Origin of the sequence: Enterobacter quasimori, assembly GCF_018597345.1 — a bacterium.
Taxonomy (GTDB): domain Bacteria; phylum Pseudomonadota; class Gammaproteobacteria; order Enterobacterales; family Enterobacteriaceae; genus Enterobacter; species Enterobacter mori.
Map to the genome: position 1 here is coordinate 783,861 of NZ_JAHEVU010000002.1, position 25,633 is coordinate 809,493.

Annotated in this window: 22 protein-coding genes; 21 read left to right on the plus strand and 1 reads right to left on the minus strand. The window is 58.7% G+C overall.

Annotated features, from left to right (window positions below; genetic code table 11):
* Nucleotides 1–6: 6 nt before the first annotated feature.
* From tssJ to KK102_RS12055, 9 genes are all read left to right on the plus strand, one after another.
* The gene (gene tssJ, locus KK102_RS12015; protein ID WP_216357662.1) at nt 7–510 is read left to right on the plus strand and encodes a type VI secretion system lipoprotein TssJ; all 504 of its coding nucleotides are present in this window, start codon (nt 7–9) and stop codon (nt 508–510) included.
* A gap of 28 nt (nt 511–538) precedes the next feature.
* On the plus strand, nt 539–1,882 hold the full coding sequence (tssK, locus tag KK102_RS12020) for a type VI secretion system baseplate subunit TssK (RefSeq protein ID WP_216357663.1): 1,344 nt from the start codon (nt 539–541) through the stop codon (nt 1,880–1,882).
* Between the two features lie 17 nt (nt 1,883–1,899).
* Nucleotides 1,900–3,138: a DotU family type VI secretion system protein gene (locus KK102_RS12025; RefSeq protein ID WP_089601490.1), complete on the plus strand. Its 1,239-nt coding sequence runs from the start codon at nt 1,900–1,902 to the stop codon at nt 3,136–3,138.
* Nucleotides 3,139–3,140: 2 nt separating this feature from the next.
* A complete protein-coding gene (gene tssM, locus KK102_RS12030; protein ID WP_216357664.1) occupies nt 3,141–6,761 on the plus strand; it encodes a type VI secretion system membrane subunit TssM in 3,621 nt (1,206 codons plus the stop codon).
* Nucleotides 6,762–6,777: 16 nt separating this feature from the next.
* Nucleotides 6,778–7,494 (plus strand): type VI secretion system-associated protein TagF, encoded by a 717-nt coding sequence (gene tagF / locus KK102_RS12035; RefSeq protein ID WP_126545389.1) that lies wholly within the window; start codon nt 6,778–6,780, stop codon nt 7,492–7,494.
* 11 nt (nt 7,495–7,505) lie between these two features.
* A complete protein-coding gene (gene tssA / locus KK102_RS12040) occupies nt 7,506–8,522 on the plus strand; it encodes a type VI secretion system protein TssA (RefSeq protein WP_216357665.1) in 1,017 nt (338 codons plus the stop codon).
* Between the two features lie 75 nt (nt 8,523–8,597).
* Complete coding sequence (gene tssB / locus KK102_RS12045; RefSeq protein WP_008502644.1) at nt 8,598–9,122, plus strand: type VI secretion system contractile sheath small subunit; 525 nt, start codon at nt 8,598–8,600, stop codon at nt 9,120–9,122.
* 3 nt (nt 9,123–9,125) lie between these two features.
* The gene (tssC, locus tag KK102_RS12050) at nt 9,126–10,625 is read left to right on the plus strand and encodes a type VI secretion system contractile sheath large subunit (RefSeq protein ID WP_028018712.1); all 1,500 of its coding nucleotides are present in this window, start codon (nt 9,126–9,128) and stop codon (nt 10,623–10,625) included.
* A gap of 97 nt (nt 10,626–10,722) precedes the next feature.
* The gene (locus KK102_RS12055) at nt 10,723–11,388 is read left to right on the plus strand and encodes a hypothetical protein (protein WP_235843720.1); all 666 of its coding nucleotides are present in this window, start codon (nt 10,723–10,725) and stop codon (nt 11,386–11,388) included.
* Nucleotides 11,389–11,581: 193 nt separating this feature from the next.
* On the opposite strand, the gene KK102_RS12060 is transcribed toward KK102_RS12055, so the two are convergent.
* Nucleotides 11,582–11,797, minus strand: a complete 216-nt coding sequence (locus KK102_RS12060) for a hypothetical protein (protein ID WP_126545387.1) — start codon at nt 11,795–11,797, stop codon at nt 11,582–11,584.
* 272 nt (nt 11,798–12,069) lie between these two features.
* Between KK102_RS12060 and KK102_RS12065 the strand changes: the two genes are divergently transcribed.
* The 12 genes from KK102_RS12065 to KK102_RS12120 all read left to right on the plus strand — a co-directional run bounded on the left by KK102_RS12065 (nt 12,070) and on the right by KK102_RS12120 (nt 25,486).
* A complete protein-coding gene (locus KK102_RS12065; protein ID WP_014884229.1) occupies nt 12,070–12,552 on the plus strand; it encodes an Hcp family type VI secretion system effector in 483 nt (160 codons plus the stop codon).
* Between the two features lie 58 nt (nt 12,553–12,610).
* A complete protein-coding gene (locus KK102_RS12070) occupies nt 12,611–13,102 on the plus strand; it encodes a type VI secretion system amidase effector protein Tae4 (RefSeq protein WP_126545386.1) in 492 nt (163 codons plus the stop codon).
* Complete coding sequence (locus KK102_RS12075; protein WP_126545385.1) at nt 13,099–13,452, plus strand: T6SS amidase immunity protein Tai4 family protein; 354 nt, start codon at nt 13,099–13,101, stop codon at nt 13,450–13,452. The genes KK102_RS12070 and KK102_RS12075 overlap by 4 nt, the downstream gene beginning before the upstream one ends.
* 87 nt (nt 13,453–13,539) lie before the next feature.
* Nucleotides 13,540–15,303, plus strand: a complete 1,764-nt coding sequence (gene tagH / locus KK102_RS12080; protein ID WP_216357666.1) for a type VI secretion system-associated FHA domain protein TagH — start codon at nt 13,540–13,542, stop codon at nt 15,301–15,303.
* Nucleotides 15,300–16,097, plus strand: coding sequence for a PP2C family protein-serine/threonine phosphatase (locus KK102_RS12085; protein ID WP_216357667.1), 798 nt, complete (start codon nt 15,300–15,302; stop codon nt 16,095–16,097). Before tagH ends, KK102_RS12085 begins: the two co-directional genes overlap by 4 nt.
* A 16-nt stretch (nt 16,098–16,113) precedes the next feature.
* Nucleotides 16,114–17,100 carry a hypothetical protein gene (locus KK102_RS12090; RefSeq protein WP_216357668.1) on the plus strand — a complete coding sequence of 329 codons (987 nt, stop codon included), beginning with the start codon at nt 16,114–16,116 and terminating at the stop codon, nt 17,098–17,100.
* 9 nt (nt 17,101–17,109) lie between these two features.
* Nucleotides 17,110–17,922, plus strand: coding sequence for a type VI secretion system accessory protein TagJ (locus KK102_RS12095; protein WP_216357669.1), 813 nt, complete (start codon nt 17,110–17,112; stop codon nt 17,920–17,922).
* Nucleotides 17,915–18,478 carry a type VI secretion system baseplate subunit TssE gene (tssE, locus tag KK102_RS12100; RefSeq protein ID WP_047744817.1) on the plus strand — a complete coding sequence of 188 codons (564 nt, stop codon included), beginning with the start codon at nt 17,915–17,917 and terminating at the stop codon, nt 18,476–18,478. Before KK102_RS12095 ends, tssE begins: the two co-directional genes overlap by 8 nt.
* 2 nt (nt 18,479–18,480) lie before the next feature.
* A complete protein-coding gene (tssF, locus tag KK102_RS12105; protein WP_126545381.1) occupies nt 18,481–20,352 on the plus strand; it encodes a type VI secretion system baseplate subunit TssF in 1,872 nt (623 codons plus the stop codon).
* Nucleotides 20,349–21,389 (plus strand): type VI secretion system baseplate subunit TssG, encoded by a 1,041-nt coding sequence (gene tssG, locus KK102_RS12110; protein ID WP_126545380.1) that lies wholly within the window; start codon nt 20,349–20,351, stop codon nt 21,387–21,389. The genes tssF and tssG overlap by 4 nt, the downstream gene beginning before the upstream one ends.
* Nucleotides 21,390–21,427: 38 nt before the next feature.
* Nucleotides 21,428–24,043, plus strand: coding sequence for a type VI secretion system ATPase TssH (gene tssH, locus KK102_RS12115; RefSeq protein WP_216357670.1), 2,616 nt, complete (start codon nt 21,428–21,430; stop codon nt 24,041–24,043).
* 24 nt (nt 24,044–24,067) lie between these two features.
* Nucleotides 24,068–25,486 (plus strand): serine/threonine protein kinase, encoded by a 1,419-nt coding sequence (locus tag KK102_RS12120; protein ID WP_216357671.1) that lies wholly within the window; start codon nt 24,068–24,070, stop codon nt 25,484–25,486.
* The last annotated feature ends 147 nt before the right edge of the window (nt 25,487–25,633 follow it).

Sequence of the window (25,633 nt, forward strand, 5' to 3'; positions counted from 1 at the left end):
TTTTTTATGAATACAAAAACGTTTCATCAGCTCGGGTTAGCATTTTTCGCGGTGGTTTTCACCCTGTTGAGTGGTTGTACGTCGTCTTCACACAGCGACCCCTCCCGCTACAATCTGCAGTTTCAGGCTCACCCTCAAATCAATGATTCTGCGCCATTAAAGGTCAGAGTGTTGCTCCTGAAATCCGATGCGGATTTCATGTCCAGCGACTTCTATTCCCTGCAGAACAACGCGTCAGCCACGCTTGGCGCGAATCTGCTCAACAGCGATGTGTTCTTCCTGATGCCGGGCCAGCTTTCGAAAAACCTGAGTGGACAAAGCTCGCCCGAGGCACGCTATATCGGCGTGATGGCGGAATATCAGACGCTGGACGGGAAAAAATGGCGCGTCTCAATCCCATTGCCTGTTCCCGGCGAAAACCATTTCTACCAGTTCTGGAAATGGTCCGCAGATGAACTCATCGCCAACGTCTTCCTGGACGTGAACGGTATCCGGGTCATCAGCCAGTAACGCGCTTCATAACAGGAAACACATCATCATGACGAAGGCAGAAAAGGTCGTCTGGACCGAAGGCATGTTCCTGCGTCCACACCATTTTCAGCGGACAGAAAGTTATCTGCTGAACCACATTCGTGAATGGGGTGCGCTGCAGCGATCGTATCTGTGGGGCTTTCTCGACGTTGAGCTGGACGACGCGATGCTCCGCCAGGGCTGTATTGCGCTGAGCTACTGCAGCGGGTTACTGCCTGACGGCACGTTTTTCCAGGTGCGCAACGGCCGCAATGGCCCGGTGCCGCTGAAGATCCCTGACAATCTCACCAATGAGAAGGTGGTGCTTGCGCTGCCGGTTCGCCGCGGCGAACGCGAAGAGGTGATTTTCAGTGAAGAGCAGGCCTCGCTGGCGCGTTACCTCGCGTTTGAACAGGACGTCGAAGACGATAATGCCATGTCGGTGGGCGATGCCACGGTACAGTTTGGCCGCCTGCGTTTAACCCTGATGCTGGAAAAAGATCTCACGGCAGAGTGGACCGCCATCGGCGTGGCCTTCGTGAGCGAAAAACGCAACGACAACCACGTGCGGCTGGATAACAGCTACATTCCGCCGATGCTGAACGCCAACAACAGCCCGCAGATCTACGGCATGATTAACGATCTGCATGGGCTACTGGTCCAGCGCAGCCAGCAGATTGGCGGACGTCTGCGCCAGCCTGGACGTTTTAATACCTCCGAACTGATTGAGTTCACGCTGCTTTCGCTGGTCAACCGCCATCTTGGTGAGATTGCCCATATAAAAACCCTGCCGCTGCTCCACCCGGAAACGCTGTGGCGCAGCTGGCTGCCGTTTGCGACGGAACTTGCCACCTGGACCTCACAACGCTCAGCGGAGAGCGTGCTCCCGGTGTATGACCATGACGATCTGGCGGTCTGCTTCAGCAAGCTGATGCTGATGCTGCGTCAGGGGCTGTCGCTGGTGATAGAAGATCACGCCATCCAGCTGCCGCTCAACGAGCGTTCCCACGGTCTTAACATCGCTACCGTGCCGGAGACCAGCATGGTGCGCGAGTTCGGCTTCGTGCTGGCGGTGAAGGCCAACGTGCCGGGCGAACACCTGCAAACCCATTTCCCGGCCCAGATGAAGGTGGCACCGGTCTCGAAAATCCGCGATCTGGTTCAGCTGCAGCTGCCGGGCATTATGCTGCGCGCCATGCCGGTCGCCCCGCCGCAAATACCGTGGCACGCGGGCTACAGCTATTTCGAGCTGGAGAAGGGCAGCGAGCTGTGGCACGAGATGGATAAGTCCGGTGCGTTCGCTCTGCATCTCGCAGGGGAGTTTCCGGGTCTCGATATGGAGTTTTGGGCCATCCGTAGCCCGACAGAATAATAAAGCGAGCACTAAATATGCAGGAACGACAGGATACCGGCAGTGATGCTGTGTTTACCGGAGCCAGTGGCAATAATCAGCTGGTGGCGGCTGCCAACCCGCTGCTCAACGCCATTCCACAAATCCGTCATTCGGTTTCTCATGACGATCAGGTGGCGTTGCGCCAGCGTCTGATCGACGAAATTCGCCGTTTCGAAGTGCGATGCCAGCAGGCAGGGTTGCCGTATGAAGTGATCGTCGGTGCCCGCTACTGCCTGTGTACGGCGCTGGATGAAGCCGCCGCGCTCACCCCCTGGGGCAGCAGCGGCGTCTGGTCCAGCAGTGGTCTGCTGGTCACGTTTCATAATGAAACCTGGGGCGGCGAAAAATTCTTCCAGCTGCTGGCGCGCCTCTCTCAGAACCCGCGTGAACATATCCTGCTGCTGGAGATGATCAACTACTGCCTGCTGCTCGGCTTCGAGGGACGCTATCGGGTGCTGGATAATGGCCGCACCCAGCTGGAAACCATCAAACAGCGACTGTGGCAGATGATCCGCAGCGTGCGCGGCAGCTACGCGCCGCCGCTCTCGGTGCACCCGGAAGATCGTCCTGTACTGCGCAAGCTGTGGCGTCCGATGGTCCCCCTCTGGGCCTGCGTGGCGCTGGTCGGGTTTATCGCCTGTCTGTTTTATATCGTGCTTAACTGGCGTCTCGGCGATAACACCAGCCCGGTGCTGGCGAAGATTTATCAGTCTCAGCTGCCGGAAACCTCTATTCAGCAGCCCGCTCGCCAGCTGCCTGCGGTACTGAACCTGCGCGGCTTCCTGAAGCCTGAGATCGATGCCGGTCTGGTGGCGGTGAAGGATGAAGCGGATCGCAGCGTGGTGATCCTGAAAGGGGACGGCCTCTTCGCCTCGGCCTCGACGGTGGTGCGCGACCGCTATGAGCCGGTCATCAACCGCATTGCGCAGGCGATGAATAACGTCAGCGGCAAAATTCTGGTGGTGGGCTACAGCGACAACGTGCCGATCCGCAGCGCGCGCTTTGCCTCCAACTATGAACTCTCTCTCGAACGCGCCCGGTCGGTGCAAAAACAGCTGCAGGGAAGCCTCTCGCAGCCTGAACGCGTGAAGGCGGAAGGGCGGGGCGAGATTAACCCGGTGGCGCCGAACACGACGCCTGAAAACCGCGCCCGTAACCGCCGTGTGGAAATTACTCTGCTGGTGTCGCCTGAAAATACGCAGGCTGAGCTGAACGGATTGCCGCAAGGAAACTAAGGATGCTGACTACTCTTCTTTCCATACTGACCAATCGCATTCTGTGGAGCTTCCTCGGCGTAACGGCGCTCGCGGCGGTGATCTGGATGATTGGTCCGCTGTTGTCCATCGTGGATACCCGTCCGCTTGAATCTGAACAGAACCGCGTTATCAGTATCGCGGTGGTATATCTGATCTGGGCCCAGAGCCACATTCTGCCTCGGCTGTATAACGCCTGGCTGAACCGCAAGCTGATGGACAAGCTCAACGAGAACACAACTAAAGCGGAGGCGGCCGATCCGCAGAAACGCCTGAATAACGAGGAGCAGATCCTCGCAGGTCGTTTCGACGAAGCCGCGCAGATGCTGAAAAAAGCCCACTTCAGTAAGGCGGGCCACAGCGCGCAGTGGACGCAGCGTTTCAGCACGCAGTACCTCTATCAGCTGCCGTGGTACGTCATCATCGGCGCGCCGGGCTCCGGGAAAACCACCGCGCTGGCCAACTCCGGGCTGCAATTCCCGCTGGCGGATCGCTTCGGTAAAACCGCGCTGCGGGGCATCGGCGGCACGCGCAACTGCGACTGGTGGTTCACCAACGAGGCTGTCCTGCTGGATACCGCCGGACGTTATACCACGCAGGAGAGCGAACAGGTTCAGGACGCAGGAGAATGGCTGGAGTTCATCAACCTGCTGCGTAAATATCGTCGTCGCCAGCCGATCAACGGTGTGATTATCACCATCAGCATTTCCGACCTGCTCACGCAGTCCGCCGAGGCGTCCCGCCAGCAGGCGGTGAACCTGCGCCAGCGTCTGTCCGAGCTGCATGAGCAGCTGGGCATCCGCTTCCCGGTGTACGTGATGGTGACCAAGGCTGACCTGCTCAAGGGCTTCCGCGCCTGGTTCGCCGATTACGACAAAGCGCAGCGCGACCAGATTTGGGGCTTTACGCTACCGTGGGAGCAGACCAAACACGCGGATTACGACCTGATGGGCAACTTCCAGCAGGAGTTTTCTCTGCTCCAGCAGCGCCTGGATGCCGGTCTGCCGGAGACCATGCTCAAGGAGCATGACGGTAAAACCCGTGCGGAAGCCTATCTTTTCCCGCAGGAGTTCGCCGCGCTGCGCCCGCTGCTGGCGGATTACCTGAGCACTGTCTTTGCCCGTTCAAACTTTGAAACCGAATTCTCGCCGCGCGGCATTTACTTTGCCAGCGGTACCCAGGAAGGCATGCCGTTTGACCGCGTGATGGGCGAGCTCAACCGCGCGCTCTCTCTGCCGGAAGGTGCCGAAAGCGATAACTGGGATTCCGTCAGCAAAGAAGCCCCCATCCCGGGCGCGAAAGGCCAGAGTTTCTTTATCAAGAATCTGCTGCAAAACGTCATTTTCCAGGAAGCGGGCATAGCCGGAGAAAACCGCTGGTGGGAGCTGCGCAACCGGGCGGTGATCTGGTCTGGTTACGCGGCGCTGCTGGCCCTGCTGGTGATTCTGGGCGGGCTGTGGCTGACCAGTTACGCCAAAAACAAGGCCTATCTGGAAGAGGTTGACGCCAAAGTGCCGGTGCTGGAACAGCAGAGTAAGGCGCTGCAAAATCAACCTCAGCGCGATCTCTTTGCGCTGCTGCCGCTGCTAAATGGTCTGGTCGATCTGCCGAAGAGCGGTGCCTTTGACGTTAATGACCCGCCCGTCTCTCGCCGTATGGGACTTTATCGCGGGGATGACGTCAGCGATGCATCGCAGTCTCTGTATCAGAAAGCGCTGGATCAGATGTTACTCCCCGCCGTGGCGATGCACATCACCACCTGGCTGCGCAACGACAACGGCAGCGACGTAGAATACAGCTACGAGGCGCTGAAAGCCTACCAGATGCTCTATCAGCCGAAGCACTACGACGGCAAATTCCTCCATTCCTGGGTGATGCTCAACCTGCAGCGCAACCTGCCGCAGGACGTCACTCAGGCGCAGCTTCAGCAGCTTGAATGGCATCTGACCCAACTGCTGGAACCGAAAATTCAGGCGTCACCCTATGCGCTGGATGAATCCCTGGTCGCGCGGGAAAGGACGCTCATCAACCAGCAGCCGCTCTCGACTCGCGTATACGGTCGTCTGAAGCGCCTGCTGGAGCATGACGAAAACCTCAAGCCGGTCTCGCTTTCCGATCTTGGCGGCCCGCAGAGCGAGCTGGTTTTTTCCCGCAAAAGCGGCAAGCCGGTCAGCGAAGGCGTGCCGGGTCTGTATACGCCTGACGGCTACTGGAAAAGCTTTAACGGGCAAATCGACAGCGTGACGACCGCCCTGCATGAAGATGACGCCTGGGTATTAGGTGCCACCACGGCCCAGGAAGATAAACAGCAGATCGATAACGCGGTGCGCCAGCTTTACATGCGCGACTTTATCGCCAACTGGGATCGCTTTCTCGCCGACATCCAGCTCAACGGCAGTGCCGATCTCTCCCAGCGTATCAACACCGCGCGCCTGCTCTCCGGGGCAAACTCACCCCTGCGCCGTCTGGTGCTGAACCTGAGCCAGGTGCTGACGCTGTCGCGCAATGCGCCTGCGCCAGCGGATGCCGGGAAAGCGGAAGAGCAGAGCAATCGCGCTACCCGGACGCTGCAGGCGCTGTTCAGTAACAGCGATGCGGCACCAGCGCAGGGTGCGGTAGCGGTACAGGCACCGGAGCAGCTGGTGACTGACCACTATGCACCGATGATTGAGCTGGCGCAGCCGCTGGAGAAAGGCGGAAAAACCATTGTCTTTGACGATTTTCTCAAGCAGGTGGACGAGCTGTATCGCTACCTGACCGCCGTTCAGGATGCGGCCAACAGCGGGATGCCTGCGCCGGGCGGCGACGCAATTAGCCGTCTGCAGGCCAGCGCGGGCCGTCTGCCGGGCGGGCTGCAAACCATGTTCAGCAATATGGCCGTGGGTGCCAGCAGCGATACCCAGCGACGCGATCTGGAAAACGTGCGTAAGCGCATTAACGTGGAAGTGGGTGGCTTCTGCCGTCAGGCGATTGCCGGCCGCTACCCGCTGGTGCGCAGCGCCAGCATGGAAGTGACGCCTGACGATCTCGCCCGCATGTTTGCACCCGGCACCGGGCTGATGGACACCTTTTTCCGCGATAACCTGACCAACAAAGTCGACACCACCCAGGCGAACTGGCGCTTTATGCCGGGGATCGACGGTAAAACCCTGCCGGGCAGCGAAGGGCTGCTGCGCCCGTTCCAGCAGGCGCAGTCAATCCGCGATGCCTTCTTTGCCAACGGGGCGACAACGCCGTCCTATAAGGTCACGGTGCGCACCGTGCGGATGGATAACACCATTCTGAACCTGACGCTGGACGTTGATGGCCAGCTGCTGCGCTACAGCCACGGCCCCCAGGCGGTGCAGATCATGAACTGGCCGGGACCCGGCGGCACCAACCAGGTGCGTATGCAGCTCGGACTGGCAAACGGCAGTACGGCATCTCTGGTGACTAACGGATCCTGGGCGCTGAACCGCTTTTTCGATAAGGCCCGGACCAGTCCTGGCGCGGGTAGCCTGAGCCGTCAGGCCACCTTCAACGTCGACGGTCATCAGGTCACGCTGGAGTTTGCGCCAAACAGCATTCGCAACCCGTTCCAGCTTCCCCGTTTCTCATGCCCATAACCGCAAGGACAGCCGTATGACGAATACCCCTGCGATGAACCGCTACAGCTGGTATGGCAAATTACCCAGCGCCGGTGACTTTTTGCAGCGTCGCTTTCCTGACACCCTTCAGCGCCAGTGGTCACACTGGTTTCAGGTCGGCCTGCTGGCCTGGCAACAGGAAGAGCAGCGCAGCGGTGAGCGCCAGTTTACGAAAGCCCCGGTGTGGAATTTTGTCGTTCCGCCCATGCTGGGCAGCCAGATGATCCAGATGGGCTGCCTGCTGCCGGGACGCGACAGCGTGGGTCGCCACTACCCGGTCTGCATTCAGCTGAGCTTTAGTCCCGCCGAATGGTCATCGCGTCTGCTCGGCCAGGCCGAAAGCTGGTACCAGCAGCTGGGTCGTCTGGGCCTGCACGCGGTGCGCAACGGTTTTTCCGCCTCACAGCTTGACGAGACGTTGATGAGTATCCCGGCGCCGCAGCCCGTTGAGCCACAAAAGCGATCCGACATTCTGGACGTGATTGGCTATGACGATGACGGCCAAAGCACGCTGGGCTGGCCGCAGGCGGCAGAGTGTTTTGACCCGCTGCGTCAGACCAGCTTCTGGTGGACGAACCGCTGCGACGGCTACCCGCTCTACACGCACGTCCACAGCGGCAACTTTACCGGGCAGCTCTTTACGCTGCTGTTCGATCCGGCAGGTGGCGCCCGACCGGGTCGTCACGGTCTTTATCCGCCTATGTTTGAATAAGCAGGGATCTCATGAATATCGAAGAATTTCTCGCGCCGATAAGCCCCGACAAGCCCTGTGGCGAAAACCTGGAATATGACGCCGACTTCCAGACCATGAATCAGGCAAGTCTTGGGAAAGCGGAACAGCAGTTTGGCGACACTATTATTCCCGCAGAGCCCGCTGACTGGAACACGGTAGAAAAATACGCCACCAGCCTGCTGACCCGCACCAAAGATCTTCGCGTCCTGCTGGCGTTAACCCATGCCTGGACGCGTCGCCGCGGGCTGGCGGGCTATGCAGACGGGCTGTTACTGGTGCAGGAAGCCCTGACCCGTTACTGGGAGCAACTCTATCCGCTGCTGGAAGAGTATGGCGAAACCGATCCGTTCTACCGCATCAACGCTCTCGCCGGGCTGAGCGATAAATCTGACCTCACCGTCGCCGTGCGTAACGCCTCGCTGCTGCGCTCGAACGGCGATGAAATTTCGCTCCGGGATGCCCAGGCCCTGCTGGACGGCAGTAAGACGGAGTGTCCGGACTATCCCGGCGGCCGTCCACGGCTGATTGACGAGCTGGCCCGCGGCGACCAGCCGGGAACCGCAGCGGTTATCGTCATTAACGAACGGCTGCTGGCGATTCGCGAGCTGCTCACCGGGCATCTCGGTGAAAGCGGCGTGCCCGAGATGGAGCAGCTGCTGAAAACCGTGGGGCTGGTTTCCAGCGCCTGTCAGGTGACCGATATCAGCAAGCTGCTGCCGAACCGTGAGGCGCAGGCGGAACCCCAGGTTGAGCAGCAATCGGCGGTAACGCAGCCCGTTCAGCAGGTCACCGACTGGCGCAGCGTGCAGGTCACCAGCCGCGCCGACGCCCAACTGATGCTGGAAAAAGCGAAGCAGTATTTTGCGCAGTACGAACCGAGCCATCCCGCACCGCTGATGATTGAGCGGGTGCAGCGGCTGTCTGAACTTAACTTTATGGACATTATTCGCGACCTGGCGCCAGACGGCGTTAACCAACTGGAAAACATCTTTGGACGCCGCGAATAACGCGTCCTGGCATTATGACGACAGGCATGGAGCCTGCCGTTTCACCTTCACCGCGCATCTTTGATGGAGAACATCATGGCAATGAGTAACAGTGGACAGAAATTCATCGCACGTAACCGTGCTCCCCGCGTCCAGATCGAGTACGACGTAGAGATCTACGGTGCAGAACGTAAAATTCAGCTGCCGTTTGTGATGGGCGTCATGGCCGATCTGGTCGGTAAACCGGTAGAAAACCTGCCTGCCGTCGACGAGCGTAAATTCCTCGAAATCGACATCGACAACTTTGACGAACGCATGAAGGCGCTGAAGCCGCGCGTGGCGTTCCAGGTGGACAACACCCTGACCGGCGAAGGTAAGCTTAACGTGGATCTGACCTTCGACAGTATGGACGACTTCCTGCCGGATGCGGTGGCCCGCAAGGTTGAGCCGCTGAACAAGCTGCTGGAAGCGCGTACCCAGCTCTCTAACCTGCTGACCTACATGGACGGCAAAAACGGTGCGGAAGAGCTGATCGCAAAAATTTTGCAGGATCCGACGCTGCTCAAATCCCTGAGCCAGTTGCCGAAAAATGACGAAAGCGCGAAAGGTAGCGAGGAATAATCGATGAGCAACCAGACTCAACAACACGAGCAGCAGGCGGGTCAGGCGTTCAGCCAGGATGAGTTCAGCGCGCTGCTGAACAAAGAGTTCCGCCCGAAAACCGATCAGGCGCGCTCCGCCGTAGAAAGCGCGGTCAAAACCCTGGCGCAGCAGGCGCTGGAAAATACCGTCACCTTCTCGAACGATACCTACCGTACCATTCAGAACCTGATTGCCGGTATCGACGAGCAGCTGTCGCAGCAGGTGAATCAGATCATTCACCACGACGAGTTTCAGAAGCTGGAGAGCGCCTGGCGCGGTCTGAGCTACCTGGTGAACAACACTGAAACTGACGAGATGCTGAAGATCCGCTTTATGAGCATCTCCAAGCAGGAGCTGGGCCGCACCCTGAAGCGCTACAAGGGCGTGGGCTGGGACCAGAGCCCGATCTTCAAGAAGATCTACGAGCAGGAGTACGGTCAGTTCGGCGGCGAGCCGTTTGGCTGCATCGTCGGGGACTACTACTTCGACCACAGCCCGCAGGACGTTGAGCTGCTGGGTGAAATGGCGCGCATCGGCTCTGCGGCGCACTGTCCGTTTATCACCGGTACCGCACCGGGCGTGATGCAGATGGAGTCCTGGCAGGAGCTGGCTAACCCGCGCGACCTGACCAAGATCTTCCAGAACACCGAATACGCGGCCTGGCGTTCGCTGCGTGAATCCGAAGATGCCCGCTATCTGGGCCTGGTGATGCCGCGCTTCCTGTCGCGCCTGCCGTACGGCATTCGCACCAACCCGGTCGACAGCTTTGACTTTGAAGAGCAGACCGACGGCGCGAACCACAATAGCTACTCCTGGGCGAACGCCGCCTATGCGATGGCCGCCAACATCAACCGCTCCTTTAAAGAGTACGGCTGGTGCACCTCGATTCGCGGCGTGGAGTCCGGCGGGGCGGTGGAAAACCTGCCGTGCCACACCTTCCCGAGCGATGACGGCGGCGTGGACATGAAGTGCCCGACCGAGATCGCCATCAGCGATCGTCGTGAAGCCGAGCTGGCGAAAAACGGCTTTATGCCGCTGGTTCACCGCAAAAACTCCGACTTCGCCGCCTTCATCGGCGCACAGTCCCTGCAGAAACCGGCCGAATACCACGATCCGGATGCCACCGCCAATGCGCGTCTGGCGTCTCGTCTGCCGTACCTGTTCGCCTGCTGCCGCTTCGCCCACTACCTGAAGTGCATCGTGCGCGACAAAATCGGCTCCTTCCGCGAGCGTGAAGAGATGGAACGCTGGCTGAACGACTGGGTCATGAACTACGTCGACGGTGACCCGGCGAACTCCTCCCAGGAGACCAAGTCCCGCAAACCGCTGGCGGCTGCGGAAGTACAGGTGCAGGAGATTGAGGACAACCCGGGCTACTACGCCGCGAAGTTCTTCCTGCGTCCGCACTACCAGCTGGAAGGTCTGACCGTTTCCCTGCGTCTGGTTTCTAAACTGCCGTCGCTGAAGACGAAAGACGCGTGATGACCATTGCCGGCCCCTTGGGCCGGCAAAGTAAACGACATTGGCATAATTCATATAGAAAACCATCGACATTCATTAACTTCAGGAGGAATCAATATTGGGAACGAGTTCACCAAAAGAAATTGCAGATGGCATGTTGAAGATTTTTGATACGCGTAAACAGAGTGGCGCAGAAATTTTCGCTCGCAGCGCGGTCGATGGTTTTATGTCAATCCCAGAAGACTTATGGATGTTAACCAAAGATTTTCTGGATACAGACCATCGGTGGCGAAATGAAACAGACAAAATTAGGTTATTAACGCTAATCAAAAAAGGGCTTACATCAGAAGATGTGCGTCGGTTAATCAATACAGTGGTCAAACGTTATCTGTCTGGTTTATCTGAGGAGCAATCTAAGGAACTCCTCCTAAGAGTGGGTGGGTCGCAAGTAGGTGGTATAGCCTTTAAAATGGTTTTCGTAAATGAACTAATTACGCTATTCGTTTCAAAAATTGTTCCGAGATTTCTTGTTTCTGCAGGACTTACTGGTGTGTTAAGTGTAGGGGCTTCAATTTCTCGCTCCGTTTACACCTCATACGATCTGTTAAAATTAAATAAAAATGTTTACTATGAGCTGCGTGGTGCGGGCGATTTGGATTTATTATATTTTCTCGTTGAAGATAATGTTAAGCCATTTATTGAAGCTATAAATTTCCAACAGAGTCATGGTGCTATAGATAAAGAGATTTTTAGCCGATTTTTAGCAGGAGCTACTCGTGTTTGAAAGAGTATCAAAATACGTTATAGTCTATCTCATGCTTATTGTTTCATTTATGCTTTTCTTCTCAACCCTTGGCTATTATATTTTTGTTTTTGATTGGTCGGTGACTACCTTGGAAATAACGATAAATGCAGCTCTATTAATCATTCTTTTAGTTGCATCTATCGCTATTTACTATTTTGCGGAAAAATTAAAGTCAAGGCTTTGATTTACGTAAAAACTTTAGCGAGAAGTAAAGAACCAAAAGGATGACCACCAGGAAAACTAATTTCCCAAAAAGTAAGCCTGCAGAAGTTGTAGTGATTTTTTCTAATGAAAATACATACCAGGCTGATTGAAAAAGATCTGCAGTTGTGAAAACTGCGATAATCAAAAGTACAATGGTAAGTATTAATAACAATGTTTTTTTCATGTTATGTTGCCTTAAATGAATGATAGACGATTGAAAATATTCTAGATGATACAGTGAATGATTGTCTAGCGCTTAGTTACCATGAAGTGTGACTAACAAAATTTAGGGTGGTTGCAATTGCAGGCACTCTGAAGAGTCTGAACGAAGTTCGAATTCGTCAGGCTAGAGGCAGAGGTAAAATATGGACGGTTTTATTCAGCCCCATGCTTTCCTGTTTGCCATATAAGTGCTTTTTCGAAAGCAATATTGTTCATCCACGAAGAGTAGATATTATGGCTATTGATATGTTTCTGAAGGTCGAGGGTGTTACGGGCGAATCAAAAGATTCTAACCACACCGGCTGGACTGATATTACCTCCTTCTCCTGGGGCGCTTCCCAGCCGGGTAATATGAGCGTTGGCGGTGGCGGCGGTGCCGGTAAAGTTAACTTTAACGACCTGCACGTTAACGCGCTGATTGACAAATCCACTACCGCTATCCTGAAACACTGCGCCAGCGGTAAACACCTGACTAAAGTTGAACTGTCCGTTTGTAAAGCGGGCGGCCAGCAGGTTGAATACACCCGCATCACCCTGGAAGACGTTCTGGTGACTTCCGTTCAGTACACCGGTGCAGACAACGGCGATACCGTTGGTGTGACCTACGCATTCCAGGCTGCGAAAGTGAAACAGCAGTACTGGGAGCAGACCACTGCCGGTGGTAAAGGTGCTGAAAGCAGCGCTGGCTGGAACATCAAAGAAAACAAAGAAGCGTAATAATAGTGGGCCCGAAAGGGCTCACTTTAACCTGAGCTTCTTATCAAGGAGAAACAAGATGTCTCAAATGCGTCCTGCCTTTGGTGCCGCCTGGAACAGATTTAGAGAAGTGAACGTAAGCGTAGAACAGGTTGGCAATTTGTTGGGCGGAAAAGTTCAGCATAATATCGACGCCGGTATTTTTAAAAATGCCTGTCCAATTCGTATGAGCTACGTTTTAAATTACTGTGGCATTCCGATCCCTTCTAATAGCAAATATGCAACAGTGACCGGGAACGATAAAAAGCGCTATATGTTCCGCGTTAAAGATATGATTGCATTTCTACCCACGGTACTGGGCAATGCAGATATGTCAGTCTCTTCCCCAACGCCTGCCCAATTTGCTGGCAAGCAAGGTATTATCATCTTTACCGGTCACGGCTGGAGCGACGCAACCGGGCATGTCACACTCTGGAATGGAAATATTTGCTCTGATGATTGCCATTTTCTGGGCTCACCGGGTAATGGTTCGTTTATTCCGACCAACGCAACATTCTGGAGCCTGAAATGATACGTTTACTGCTGCTCGTGGTTGCATTAACTACTTCTGTTGTTCATGCCCAAACGCTGCCTGATGTCAGTGCATTTTCTCAACAACAAATTTTTGAAAACTGGGTGCAGAATCGTTGTATTGGCAAGATTGCAGACAGCAAGGCTCTGAAAGCTGATGCAGAGGCCAGCGCTGCCGCCTGGCTCGAAGCAAGCGATCTGCCTGCTGAGAATTTTGAAAAAGCTGACAAGGTGATTGTTTCTTTATTGAAAGAGAAAGTAGGCGGCACCGAACCGGGTCAATATCAGGTTCTAAAGTGCAGCTTAATCGCCAACAGCGACGCGATTCGTCCGCTCAAAACCGCAAAATAGAAGCAATGGAATCCGGCCCCAAACGCCGCCGTTCTCGCCCCGAGAGCGGCAGCGTTTGAGCGCTAATCATACCAGCAGGAATACGCCATGCGATTCACGATTATTTCTACGAAACCCGGTCATCAGCCGCCGCAGAGCAGCTGTGATTTTTACGCCCCGGGCGGCACCATTGGGCGCGGTACGGATAACAATCTGGTATTGCCGGACAATGACCGCACCATCTCGCGTCTGCAGGCCATTGTTCACGTTGACGCCAATGGCGAATGCCGCGTCACTAACCGTGGCAGCGTTACGCGCGTGGTATTGAACGATATTCCACTGGAACGCGGTCGTCAGGTCGAGCTGCAGGATGGAGACGTGCTGGGTATTGATGAATACCGCATCGAAGTGGCTGAAATTATTCACGACACGCAGCCGGTGAGCCGCATGGCGGCCAGCATGCAGCAGCAGGTTCGTCCAGCCGCGCCAGCACCAGCGTCGCAGCCGAAACCGGCGAATGCTGCACCGCGCGGGAAGGGCGAGCCGACCGCCGTGCCAACCGAGATCTGGGATAGCCTGATGCAGGAGTTCTCCATCTCCGACAGCATCTCCAGCAACCGTATAAAACCGCAGCCTGCTGCATCGCACGATCCGTTCTCCCAGCCTGCTGCGCCAGAGCGTAACGCCGAAGATCCGCTGGCGATGTTCAACGACAGCGATCCGACGCTCGAGCGTAAGAACGTTGACCCGGACACGCTGTTCAGCGATGAAGCGCTGTTCAAAAAAGAGAGTATTTTTGACGACGTCACCCCGTCAACGCTGGTGCCGCCGGGCGAGACGAACCCCGTTAAGCCAGAAGAAGAGGCAACGGATGAGCTCGATCCGCTGGCCCTGTTTGGCGGTAAAGCCAGCGCGCCAGCCGCGCGCAATGACGACCCGCTCGGGCTGATGGGCGGTGCGCCGTTAACCCATCCGGATGACATTACTAACGAGAAGCCTGTCCCCGTGCCGGAGCCTGAGCAGGAAGAGAACGCGCTGGCCGATTCTCCGCTGTTCGCCCCTGAGCCGCAGGAGGCCCCGCGTGCTGCTGAAGAAGAGCCCGCGCGACCGGATTACGCAGGTTTCACCATGCCGACGCCGCAGGCCGTTGCGCGCAGCAGCGCTCAGGCACCGAAGGGCCGCCTGCGCATCGACCCGGTCAATAACGCCGCCTCACCAGCCGCTACGGCGAACAGCGGCGAGAAAGGAGACGTGTTGCAGGGCGAGCTGCTGGAGGCGCTGCTGGAAGGCATGGGCCTGAGCGAAATGCAGCCCGTCCCGCAGTTTGACCGTGAGAATATGCGTCAGCTGGGGCAGATCCTCGGCATGTTCTCTCAGGGTACCGTGGCGCTGCTTTCCTCGCGCTCCATCCTCAAGCGCGGCGTGAAAGCCGATATGACCATGGTGCTGGACGATGCCAACAACCCGTTCAAGCTGCTGCCGACCGGGAAAACCGTCTTGATCCAAATGTTCGGCACCCCGATGCCGGGCTTTATGCCACCGACCAAATCCGTGCGCGACGCGCTGATCGATCTGCAGGCGCACCAGCTGGGGATGATCTCCGGTATTCGCGCCATCATCGCCGCGATGCTGCAGTCCTTTAACCCGGAACAGCTGGAAGAGCAGGCGAAGCAGAACGGGATGACCTCCCGTCTGGCGCTGCCGGGCAGCCGCAAAGCCGCCCTGTGGGATTACTTTGTGCGCAGCTATGGCGAGACGGCGGGCGAAATTGAGGACGACTTCCACACCCTGTTCGGCGAAGCCTTCCTTCATGCGTACGACATGGAGGTGAATCAGTACAAAGACTCACAGAGCGGATCGGAAGACAAATGAATATCGCAACGGCTTCTCTCTCCCGCCAGGGAACGCGCGCCAGCAACCAGGATCAGACGGGAGAAACCATAGGGGAACGTTCAGCCTGCTTCGTCGTCTGTGACGGCATCGCGGGTTTGCCGGGCGGTGAAGTGGCCGCTGAGCTGGCCCGCAACAGCATCATTTCCCGCTTTGATGGCGACAAGCACCTGAATGCGCAGCATATTCGCGACTATGTGCAAACGGCGAACCGCACCATCCTCAGCGAACAGCAGGCGGTTCAGGATTACCGTCGAATGGGCACCACGCTGGTGAGCCTGTTCATTGACCGGGATTACCGTCTGGCCTACTGGGCGCACGCCGGAGACAGCCGCCTGTATCTGTTTCGCCGCGGATGGCTGTGGCATGTCACCACCGACCACAGCCTGGTGCAGCAGATGAAGGATGCGGGGCATCAGACCGACGAGCTTAACAGCAACCTGCTGTACCTCGCGCTGGGGATTGAAAACGGCGGGCCGGAAGCGAGCTACAGCGACGTGGTGCAGGTTGAGGACGGCGATGCCTTTTTACTCTGCACCGACGGGTTCTGGCACGGTGTCAGCGAAGAACAAATGAAGCAGTCGCTGCATATGGTCAATACGCCGCAGGAGTGGCTGACCTTAATGAACCAAATCATTCAAAAGAATGGCGAGCAGGAGGGGAATGCTCAGGACAACTATACGGCCCTGGCGGTATGGATGGGCGACCCTCAGGACACCACTTTGCTGCATACGCTCTCTGACGCAGCGCAATTTCTTCCCTGCGGAACTGATTAGACACACAAGGAACGATATGAAACTTTGGCTATCGGGTTTGGCACTTCTGGCGGTGACCTCCACCGCGCAGGCTGAGAATTTCCGCATCGTGCAGTCCCCTGCGCAGAAGCTGGATATCTGGATCGACAACATCAAAGACAACACGCCGCAGAGCTGGTGTAAGCCTGAAGTGGCGCTGCGTATTGTGGCAAACGGCAAGAAAGACGTCTCCGTACTGGAAAACTTTGTGCCGCGTCTTGGCTCACTGCTGGAACACCAGTGCAGCAAAGTGAATACACTCAGCTGGACGCTTAACGATCCGGCGGGCGTCACGCTGGCTGAGGGTAGCGCAGGGAAAGCGCAGGATTGGGCGCTGGTGGTGAAACAGCAGCAGGCGGCTCCCGCCAGTACCGCCGCCAGCGGCGCGCTGCTGCCGCCGGATCAGAACGCTGAAGCCCGCACCGTGGCTGCTGACCGCACGCCGTGGCAGGAGTTTACCCTTCAGGACGGCTGCCATCTGCGTACGTTCTGGGAAGGCGGAGCCTCCGCACCGGCACTGTTCATCCCGGACACCGACACCACCCGCTGCGGCAACGGCAGCTGGCTGAGCGGCCATACCGTTATCTCTCAGACCCGCAACGGCGAGCAGAAAGAGATGGCGGTGACCTACATTCACGGCTTTCCGGTCATGGGCCTCAACAAAAGCGCCGATCCTGAAAACGCCCTGATCACCTCCGTCAACAAAGAACGCATGGTGTTCAGCACGCAGAACAGCGATCAAAGCTGGATGATCCTGCCTTACGACAACGCCCTGAACGGCTGGAAAAGCAACGGCACGGTGGCGGTAGAGATTTCCCGCGAGATCGCCAGCGATGACGCCAAACTGCAGGCGCGTATTGCCGAAGCCAAACAGACCTGGGGCGCGTGGGTGGCACCGGGTACCTCGCTAAATATTGTCCTGATTGACACCCTGCGTCCTCAGCTGCGCGATCCGGCAGTGGGCGCATGGCGCGCGGCAAACTAAGGAGTGGCGATGAATACGCTCTATCAACACCTGGCGGGTGAGCCGCTCAGCGATGCGCTGCGTCGTCTGGAAGCCGATATCAAAGTCCGTCCGGCGGATGCCGATCTCCGCGCCGCGTTTGTGCAGTTTCTGATCCTCAGCGGCAACTGGACGCGCGCCCTGACCCAGCTGAAAAGCTGGCTGGCGCTGAAGTCGCAGGCGAAACCCACCGTCACGCTGCTGGAGCAGTCCATTCAGGGCGAGCTGCAGCGCGCGCAGGTGATGGCGGGACAGGCGCGTCCGGCCATGCCTGAAACCCAGTGGCCGTGGCTGACCACCCTTGCGGCGGCGCTGAGCGAGGAGGGCGAGTGCGCCAGTGCGCTGCGCCTGGACGCCCTCGAGAGGGCGCAGGCAAACCCTGGCTATATCACTCTCGAAAACGATGAAACGCAGGCGTTTGGCTGGCTGATGGACGGCGACGCCCGCCTCGGCCCGGTATGCGAAACCATCGTCAACGGCCGCTATTTCTGGCTGCCGTTTAGCGCTATCGCCGAGATCCGTTTCCAGGTGCCCGCCAGCGTGACCGATCTGGTCTGGCGTCACGCCCTGGTGCGCCTGACCGACGGTACGGAGCAGGTGTGTCAGATCCCGGCGCGCTATCCGTTTGCTGAAGACGCTTCGGATTCCGTCATGCTCGGGCGCACCACCGAATGGTTGACGCTCGACGCTGACGGCACGCTGTATGAAGGCCAGGGCCAGAAAGCCTGGCTGAGCGAACAAAGCGAATATCCGCTGCTCTCCCTGAACCTCGTGACGTTTGCGACGGATGGAGCCGATGAGTAATCCCGCTGGCGAAGGCGATCTGCTGCGCAGCGGCTGGCAGGCACGCAGCAAGCAGGAGAAGGTGGGGGCGCGCGACAAAATGCAGCCCTCGCTGCTGGATCGCCTCACCGATAACGACCCGGAAAAAAAGCGCGAGTCGGCCAACAGCAATCTGATCACCCACGCCGCCCTGCGCCGCAACGTGCTGCGCGATCTGCAGTGGCTGTTTAACACCATCAACCACGATGCCTCCGGTGATTTGAGCGCCTTGCCGCACGTGAACCGCTCGGTGGTTAACTTCGGCGTCGCACCGCTGGCCGGGAAAAGAATGTCGGACATCGAATGGCACGATATTCAGCGCAAGCTCACCGAGGCCATCATCCATTTTGAACCGCGAATTTTGCCGCAGGGGCTGCAGGTCCGCTGCGTGTCGGATACCTCCTCGCTGGATCTGCACAACGTGCTCTCCATCGAGATCAAAGGGCGTTTATGGTGCGTGCCGTACCCGCTGGAATTTCTGTTTCGTACCGATGTCGATCTGGAAAACGGCCATTTTGAACTGAAAGATGCGGGGTAATCATGGAAAGTAAACTGCTCGAATACTACAACCGCGAGCTGGCCTACCTGCGCGAAATGGGGGCCGAGTTTGCCGAACGCTACCCTAAGGTCGCCGGGCGGCTGGGCATGCGCGGCATCGAGGTGGCGGACCCGTATACCGAACGTCTGATGGAGGGCTTCGCCTTCCTGACCTCCCGCGTGCAGATGAAAATGGACGCGGAGTTTCCGCGCTTCTCCCAGCGTCTGCTGGAGATGATTGCGCCGAACTATCTTGCGCCCACCCCGTCGATGGCGATCGCGGAGATTGAGCCCGACAGCAGCCGGGGTGACCTGAGCAAGGGCTTCATTGTGCCGCGCGGTACCATGATGGACAGCCTGGCGCTGAAAAAAACCGGCGTGACATGCAGCTATACCACGGCGCACGAGGTCAACCTGCTGCCGCTGAAAATCGACAAGGTCGAGCTGGGCGGCGTGCCCGCCGATCTGCCGCTCGCGCAGCTGGGGCTGAGCCAGCGGGGGATCGGCAGCGCTCTGCGGATCCGCATCGCCTGCGACGGCCCGCAAAACCTCGGGCACCTGGATTTCGACCGTCTGGAATTTTTCCTCGGCGGTCCGGACATTGAAGCGCTGAAGCTGCTGGAGCTGGTGATGGAGCACCACGTCGGGATCGTCTGTCAGACGGTCGGCCCGCAGCCGCAGCGACAGCTGCTGGCGTCGGATGCGCTGCGCCAGGAGGGCTTTGAGCCTGACCAGGCGCTGCTTCCGGACGATCTGCGCAACTTTGACGGCTATCGCCTGCTGCAGGAGTATTTCGCCTTTCCGGCCCGTTTCCGCTTCATTAGCCTCTGCGGCCTGAGCAAGCTCATCCAGCGCTGTGAAGACGAAAAAGCCTTCGATATCTTTATTCTGCTGGACAAGTCGGATGAACAGCTGGAGCGCGTGGTCGATGCCAGCCACCTGGCGCTGCACTGCACGCCGGTCATCAATCTGTTCCCAAAGGTCGCGGCGCGTCAGAAGCTGAATGAAGGCCAGCATGAATACCATCTGGTGGTGGATAACATCCGTCCGCTGGATTATGAAATTTACGCGGTCAAAAAAATCTATGGCAGCGCGGACGGTCAGCGTGATGACCAGACGTTTCGTCCGTTCTGGAGCACCTGGAGCGGCGATGCGGGCAACTACGGGGCCTATTTTTCCCTGCGCCGCGAACAGCGCGTGCTGTCCGAACACGCCCTGCGCTACGGCACCCGCACCGGCTATATCGGCTCGGAGGTCTTTGTCTCGCTGGTGGATGAACAGCACGCCCCCTGGCAGGAAAACCTGCGCTATATCTCTGCCGAGGTGCTCTGCACCAGCCGCGATCTGCCGCTGATGCTGCAGCAGGAGCTCGGGCAGTTCATTATGGCCGATTCCATGCCGGTGAAATCCCTCACGCTGCGTAAAGGCCCGACGCCGCCGCGTCCGGCGCTGGCCGAAGGGTTCAGCACCTGGCGGCTCATCAGCCAGCTGCAGATGAACTACCTCAGCCTGATGGACAGCGAAAACGAAGAGGGCGCAGCCGCGCTGCGACAGCTGTTAGGGCTGTACGCCAACCTGGCAGAAACGCCCGTGGCGCGTCAGGTGGAAGGCGTTCGTCACTGCGTGCTGGAGCCGGTTCACCGCCGCGTGCCTGAACCCGGCCCGGTCGTTTTCGCCCGCGGGATCGGCATTACCCTGACGGTGGATGAGAGAGCCTTTTCCGGCGCCAGTCCGTGGCTCTTCGGCAGCGTGATTGAGCGTCTCTTTGCCCGTCTGGTGTCGATCAACAGCTTTACGGAGTTCACCCTGAAAAGTCAGCAGCGCGGCGAGATTGGCTACTGGGCGCCGCGCATGGGTAAAAGGGCGCTGATATGAGTGACACCGCTGCACCGCTGCGCGTGCATCGCCTGACGAAGCTGCCGGATGCGTTCTGGCACGGGGTCCGCGAGACGCCCTGGCGCTACGATCTGTTTCAGCTGTTAAGGCGCATTGATGCCCAGGGCGGCGAGCGCTACCCGCTGGGCCGCGCGCCGCTGCCGAAATTTGAACCGCTGCGCATCGGCCAGCAGCCGTCGATGAGTTTTGCCCCGTCGACGCTGGCCCAGGTGCGTCAGCGGGAGGACGGCGGGCTGCATGAGGTGTCTATCCTCAGCTTCGGCCTGTTTGGCCCGAACGGCCCGCTGCCGGTCCACATGACCGAGTACGCCCGCGAGCGTATTTATCATCATCAGGACACCAGCCTGAGCGCGTTTGCCGATCTGTTCCACCACCGCCTTGCGCTGCTGTTTTACCGCGCCTGGGCGGATGCCCAGCCCACCGTTTCGCTGGACCGCGCCGATAACAGGCGCTTTGAGGGCTACCTGGCGTCGCTGATTGGTATGGGCCAGCCGGGTCAGATGGACAAAGGCAGCCTGAGCTCGCACGCGCGCTTTACCCACGCCGGGCACCTGACCCGTCACGGACGGGATCCGGAGGGGCTGGAGAAGATCCTGCGCAGCTATTTTAAGGCGCCGGTTAAGCTGGTCAGCAACGTGCCCCAGTGGATGCCGCTCTCCACGCGCGAGCAGGCGCAGCTGGGAGCAGGACGCCGCATGCCGCGCATGGGTGAGTCCGCCTTTCTCGGCGTCGCCGTCCGCGACGTGCAGCATAAGTTTCGAATCGAGATTGGCCCGCTGAGCGCGGAGGAGTACAGCCGCTTTCTGCCGGGTGAAGCGTGGGTCACCGAGCTGCGCGACTGGGTGCGTCAGTACGCCGGGGTGGAGTTTGAATGGGAAACGCGGGTGATCCTGCGCGAAGACGCGGTGCAGGGCACCACGCTCGGCGGTGCCGGGCGATTAGGCTATAACACCTGGCTGGGCCTTCAGCCGCAGCCTGTCCCGCGCGGCGATCTGGTGTATCGCGCAGAGCGGTAATCCTTCCGTATACCGAATCATTGTTAATGGAAACTAACATGTCAGAAATTAGCCGTGCCGTGCTTTTCGGCAAACTGGATACGCTGTTATTTACCTCTCTGGAAAGCGCCACTGCGTTCTGCAAGCTGCGCGGCAACCCCTATGTTGAGCTGGTGCACTGGCTGCATCAGCTGATGCAGCAGCAGGATGGCGATCTGCAGCAGGTCATCCGCCACTTTGCCCTCGACGAGCAGCAGCTGACGCGCGATATCGTTGCCGCGCTGGATGTGCTTCCGCGCGGGGCGAGTTCCGTTTCCGATCTCTCCGAGCATATCGACAGCGCCGTGGAGCGCGCCTGGGTCTTCGGCTCGCTGAAGTTTGGCGTCAGCCGCATTCGCGGCGGCCATTTGCTGATCGGCATGCTGAAAACCTGGAATCTGGCCAACGTGCTGAAAAGCATTTCGTCGCAGTTTACCCGCCTTAACGTCGAGGTGCTGATTGAGCAGTTCGACGCTATTTGCGCCAACAGTAAAGAGACGCAGCAGGCCGCTGCCGCCGTCGATGCACCGGCGGGTGCAGTACCGGCTGCTCAGGGGACGCTGGCCCAGTACGGTCAGGACCTGACCGCCCGCGCCCGCGACGGTAAGATTGACCCGGTTGTCGGGCGCGACGAGGAGATCCGCCAGATGGTCGATATCCTGATGCGTCGTCGCCAGAACAACCCGCTGCTGACCGGGGAAGCCGGGGTCGGCAAAACGGCGGTGGTGGAAGGGCTGGCGCTGCGTATCGCCGACGGCGACGTGCCGGAGCCGCTGCAGAACATTCAGCTGTGGCTGCTGGATATCGGCATGCTGCAGGCTGGTGCAGGCATGAAAGGCGAGTTTGAAGCCCGGCTGCAGGCGCTCATTAACGAAGTCCAGTCCAGCGCCACGCCGATTATTCTGTTCATCGATGAGATCCACACCCTGATTGGCGCAGGCGGCCAGCAGGGGACCGGCGATGCGGCGAACCTGCTGAAGCCCGCGCTGGCGCGCGGCCAGCTGCGCACCATCGGCGCCACCACCTGGGCAGAATACAAAAAGTACATTGAGAAAGACCCGGCGCTGACCCGTCGTTTCCAGACGGTGCAGGTACACGAGCCGGACGAAGCGAAAGCCATTCTGATGCTGCGCAGCACCGTGTCGCCGCTGGAGACGCACCACCAGGTTCTGCTGCTTGACGAAGCGGTCAGCGCGGCGGTGAAGCTGTCGCATCGCTACATTCCGGCGCGTCAGCTGCCGGACAAAGCCGTTGCGCTGCTCGACACCGCCTGCGCCCGCGTGGCGGTCAGCCAGAGCGCGCCACCGGCGCAGCTGGAAGACTGCCTGCGCCATATTGCCGCGCTGGACGTGGAAATTGAGATCGCAGAACGCGAGGCGCGCGTCGGTGCCGGTGACGCTGAGCGCGTAGCAACGTTACGCGCCGAACGCGACGCGTATGAGACAAAACGCGAAGCCCTGTCCCGGCGCTGGGAAGAAGAGCGCAGCCTGGTGCAGGAGATTATCCGCCTGCGCGCCGCGCTGTTCGCGGCGGGCGAAGAAGATACCGCTGAGCTGCGCGGCAAGCTGACGGAACAGCAGCAGGCGCTGAACGCCTTACAGGGTGATGAACCGCTGCTGTTTGCGGCGGTGGATGAAAACGTGGTTGCCGCGGTGGTCTCTGACTGGACCGGGATCCCGCTGGGCCGGATGGTGAAAAACGAGATCGACGCGGTGCTCAAACTTGCCGACACGCTGAACCAGCGCGTTATCGGCCAGCGTCACGGTCTGGATCTGATTGCCCGCCGCGTGAAAACCTCCCGGGCGAAGCTCGACGATCCGAACAAACCGGTGGGCGTCTTTATGCTGTGCGGCCCGTCCGGCGTCGGTAAAACCGAAACCGCGCTGGCGCTCGCCGAATCTCTGTACGGCGGCGAGCAGAACGTCATCACCATCAACATGAGCGAGTTCCAGGAAGCGCACACCGTCTCCACCTTAAAAGGTGCGCCTCCGGGATACGTCGGGTATGGTGAAGGCGGCGTGTTGACCGAGGCCGTGCGCCGTCGCCCGTACAGCGTGGTGCTGCTGGACGAAATTGAAAAAGCGCACCCGGACGTCCACGAAATCTTCTTCCAGGTCTTTGATAAAGGCTGGATGGAGGACGGCGAGGGGCGCCACATTGATTTCCGCAACACCATTATTATTCTGACGTCCAACGTCGGCACCGAGCTGATTAGCGCCATGTGCGCCGATCCGGAGTTGATGCCGGAGCCGGACGCGTTAAGCGGCGCGCTGCGCCAGCCGCTGCTGGAGGTGTTCCCGCCCGCGCTGCTGGGCCGCCTGCTGGTGGTGCCGTACTACCCGCTCAGCGACGAGATGCTGGGGCAGATTGTTCGCCTGCAGCTCAGGCGCATTCAGCGTCGTCTGGAAGAGAATCACAGCATCATTTCTGAGTTTGACGACAGCGTGGTGGAACAAATCGTTCAGCGCTGTACCGAGGTGGAGTCCGGCGGCCGCATGGTGGACGCTATTCTGACCAACACTCTGCTGCCTCAGATGAGCCAGATCTTACTTACCGCCAGCCGCAGCGACGAACAGTACCGACGTCTGCATGTCACCTGCGAGCAGGGCGAGTTTCACTGTCAGTTTGCCGCGTAATAATCATCAAGAGAACTGTAAAAGATGACGGATAATGATAACAATCGGACTGTCCCAAACGCGCTCCCGGTCGGGTACCGCTTCAACGAGTTTGAAATCAAAGAGGTGATCGGCGGCGGCGGTTTTGGCATTGTCTATCGCGCGTGGGATCACCAGCTCGAACGCACTATCGCTATCAAAGAATTTATGCCTTCCTCGCTGGCCGTGCGCGGCGACGACATGACCCTGGTGCTGCGCAGCGAGCGCTTTGGCAAAGCGTTCTCCGCGGGGCTGAACAGCTTCATTCAGGAAGCGCGTCTGCTGGCGCGCTTTAACCACCCGAACCTGCTGCACGTCCTGCGCTTCTGGGTGCAAAACGACACGGCCTACATGGGGACGCTGTTTTACAGCGGCACCACGCTGTCGCGCCTGCGGGAAGAAAAGCCGGAGCTGATCAACGAAGCCTGGATCCGCCGCACGCTGCCGATGCTGTTCGGCGCGATCAAGACCATCCACGACGAAGGCTACCTGCACCGCGACATCTCTCTGGATAACATCCAGATCCAGGATAACGGCCTGCCGGTGCTGCTCGATTTCGGCTCCGCGCGACGCACCATCGGTAACCTCTCCGACGAAACGGAAACCATGCTGCGTCCGGGCTTTGCGCCGATTGAGCAGTACACCGACGACAACGAAAGCGAGCAGGGCCCGTGGACGGATATTTACGCCCTCGGCGCGGTGCTGCGTACCCTGATTGTGGGTTCTCCGCCGCCGGTCAGCGTGGTGCGCTCTATTCAGGATACCTGCAAACCGCTGGTGGAAATCATGCCGCAGGGCTATTCCATTCCGCTGCTGCAGGCCATTGACCGCGCGCTGGCGCTGCACATGGAGGACCGTCCGCAGTCCATCGACGAGTTCGCCGCGCTGATTGAGATGCCGGTCGCCGGTATCAACGATGTGCTGACCGCCAAAAAAACCGGCACCATGCTGGTTCCGGTTGAGGAAGAGAAGCCAGCTTCGGCACTCGACTGGCGCCGCTACAAGATCCCGGGCATGGTTGCCGCGGGCGTGCTGGTGGGCGTTGTCGCCGGAGCGATGCTGTTCAGCAGTAGTAACGATACGCCTGAGCAGGCTGCACAGGCACCGGCAGAGGCGCGTTCGACCGAAACCGCCGCGAACGCGCCAGACGTGAAGCCGGAAACAGCGAAGGTGAGCGAGCAGGCGACGGCGCAACAGACGCCACCGCCTGCCGCGAGCCCTGTTGCGCTGGTCTATATCCGCATCCTCGACGGCGAAACGCTGAAAGTTAACGGCGAGCCAAAGGCGCTGCGCCCGGGAGCCAACGGCTATGCATCGCTCAAGCTGCCGGCCGGCGAGGCGAAGATTGAACTGCAGGGCAACGGAAGAACGCGTGGCCAGACGCTGGAGATTGCCAAGCCGGGCACCTGGCTGGTGAATCCGTAGGATGACGCTCAGTTACTGATGCGACCCGCGTTTCTGAATCGCATAAGCCAGATGGAATAAAGATTATGCTCAACCGAATTACCGTTCAGCTCCCGGTGGAGGGGCTTCTGTTCTGGAAACTGACGGGCCGCGAGGCGATGTCCGAAT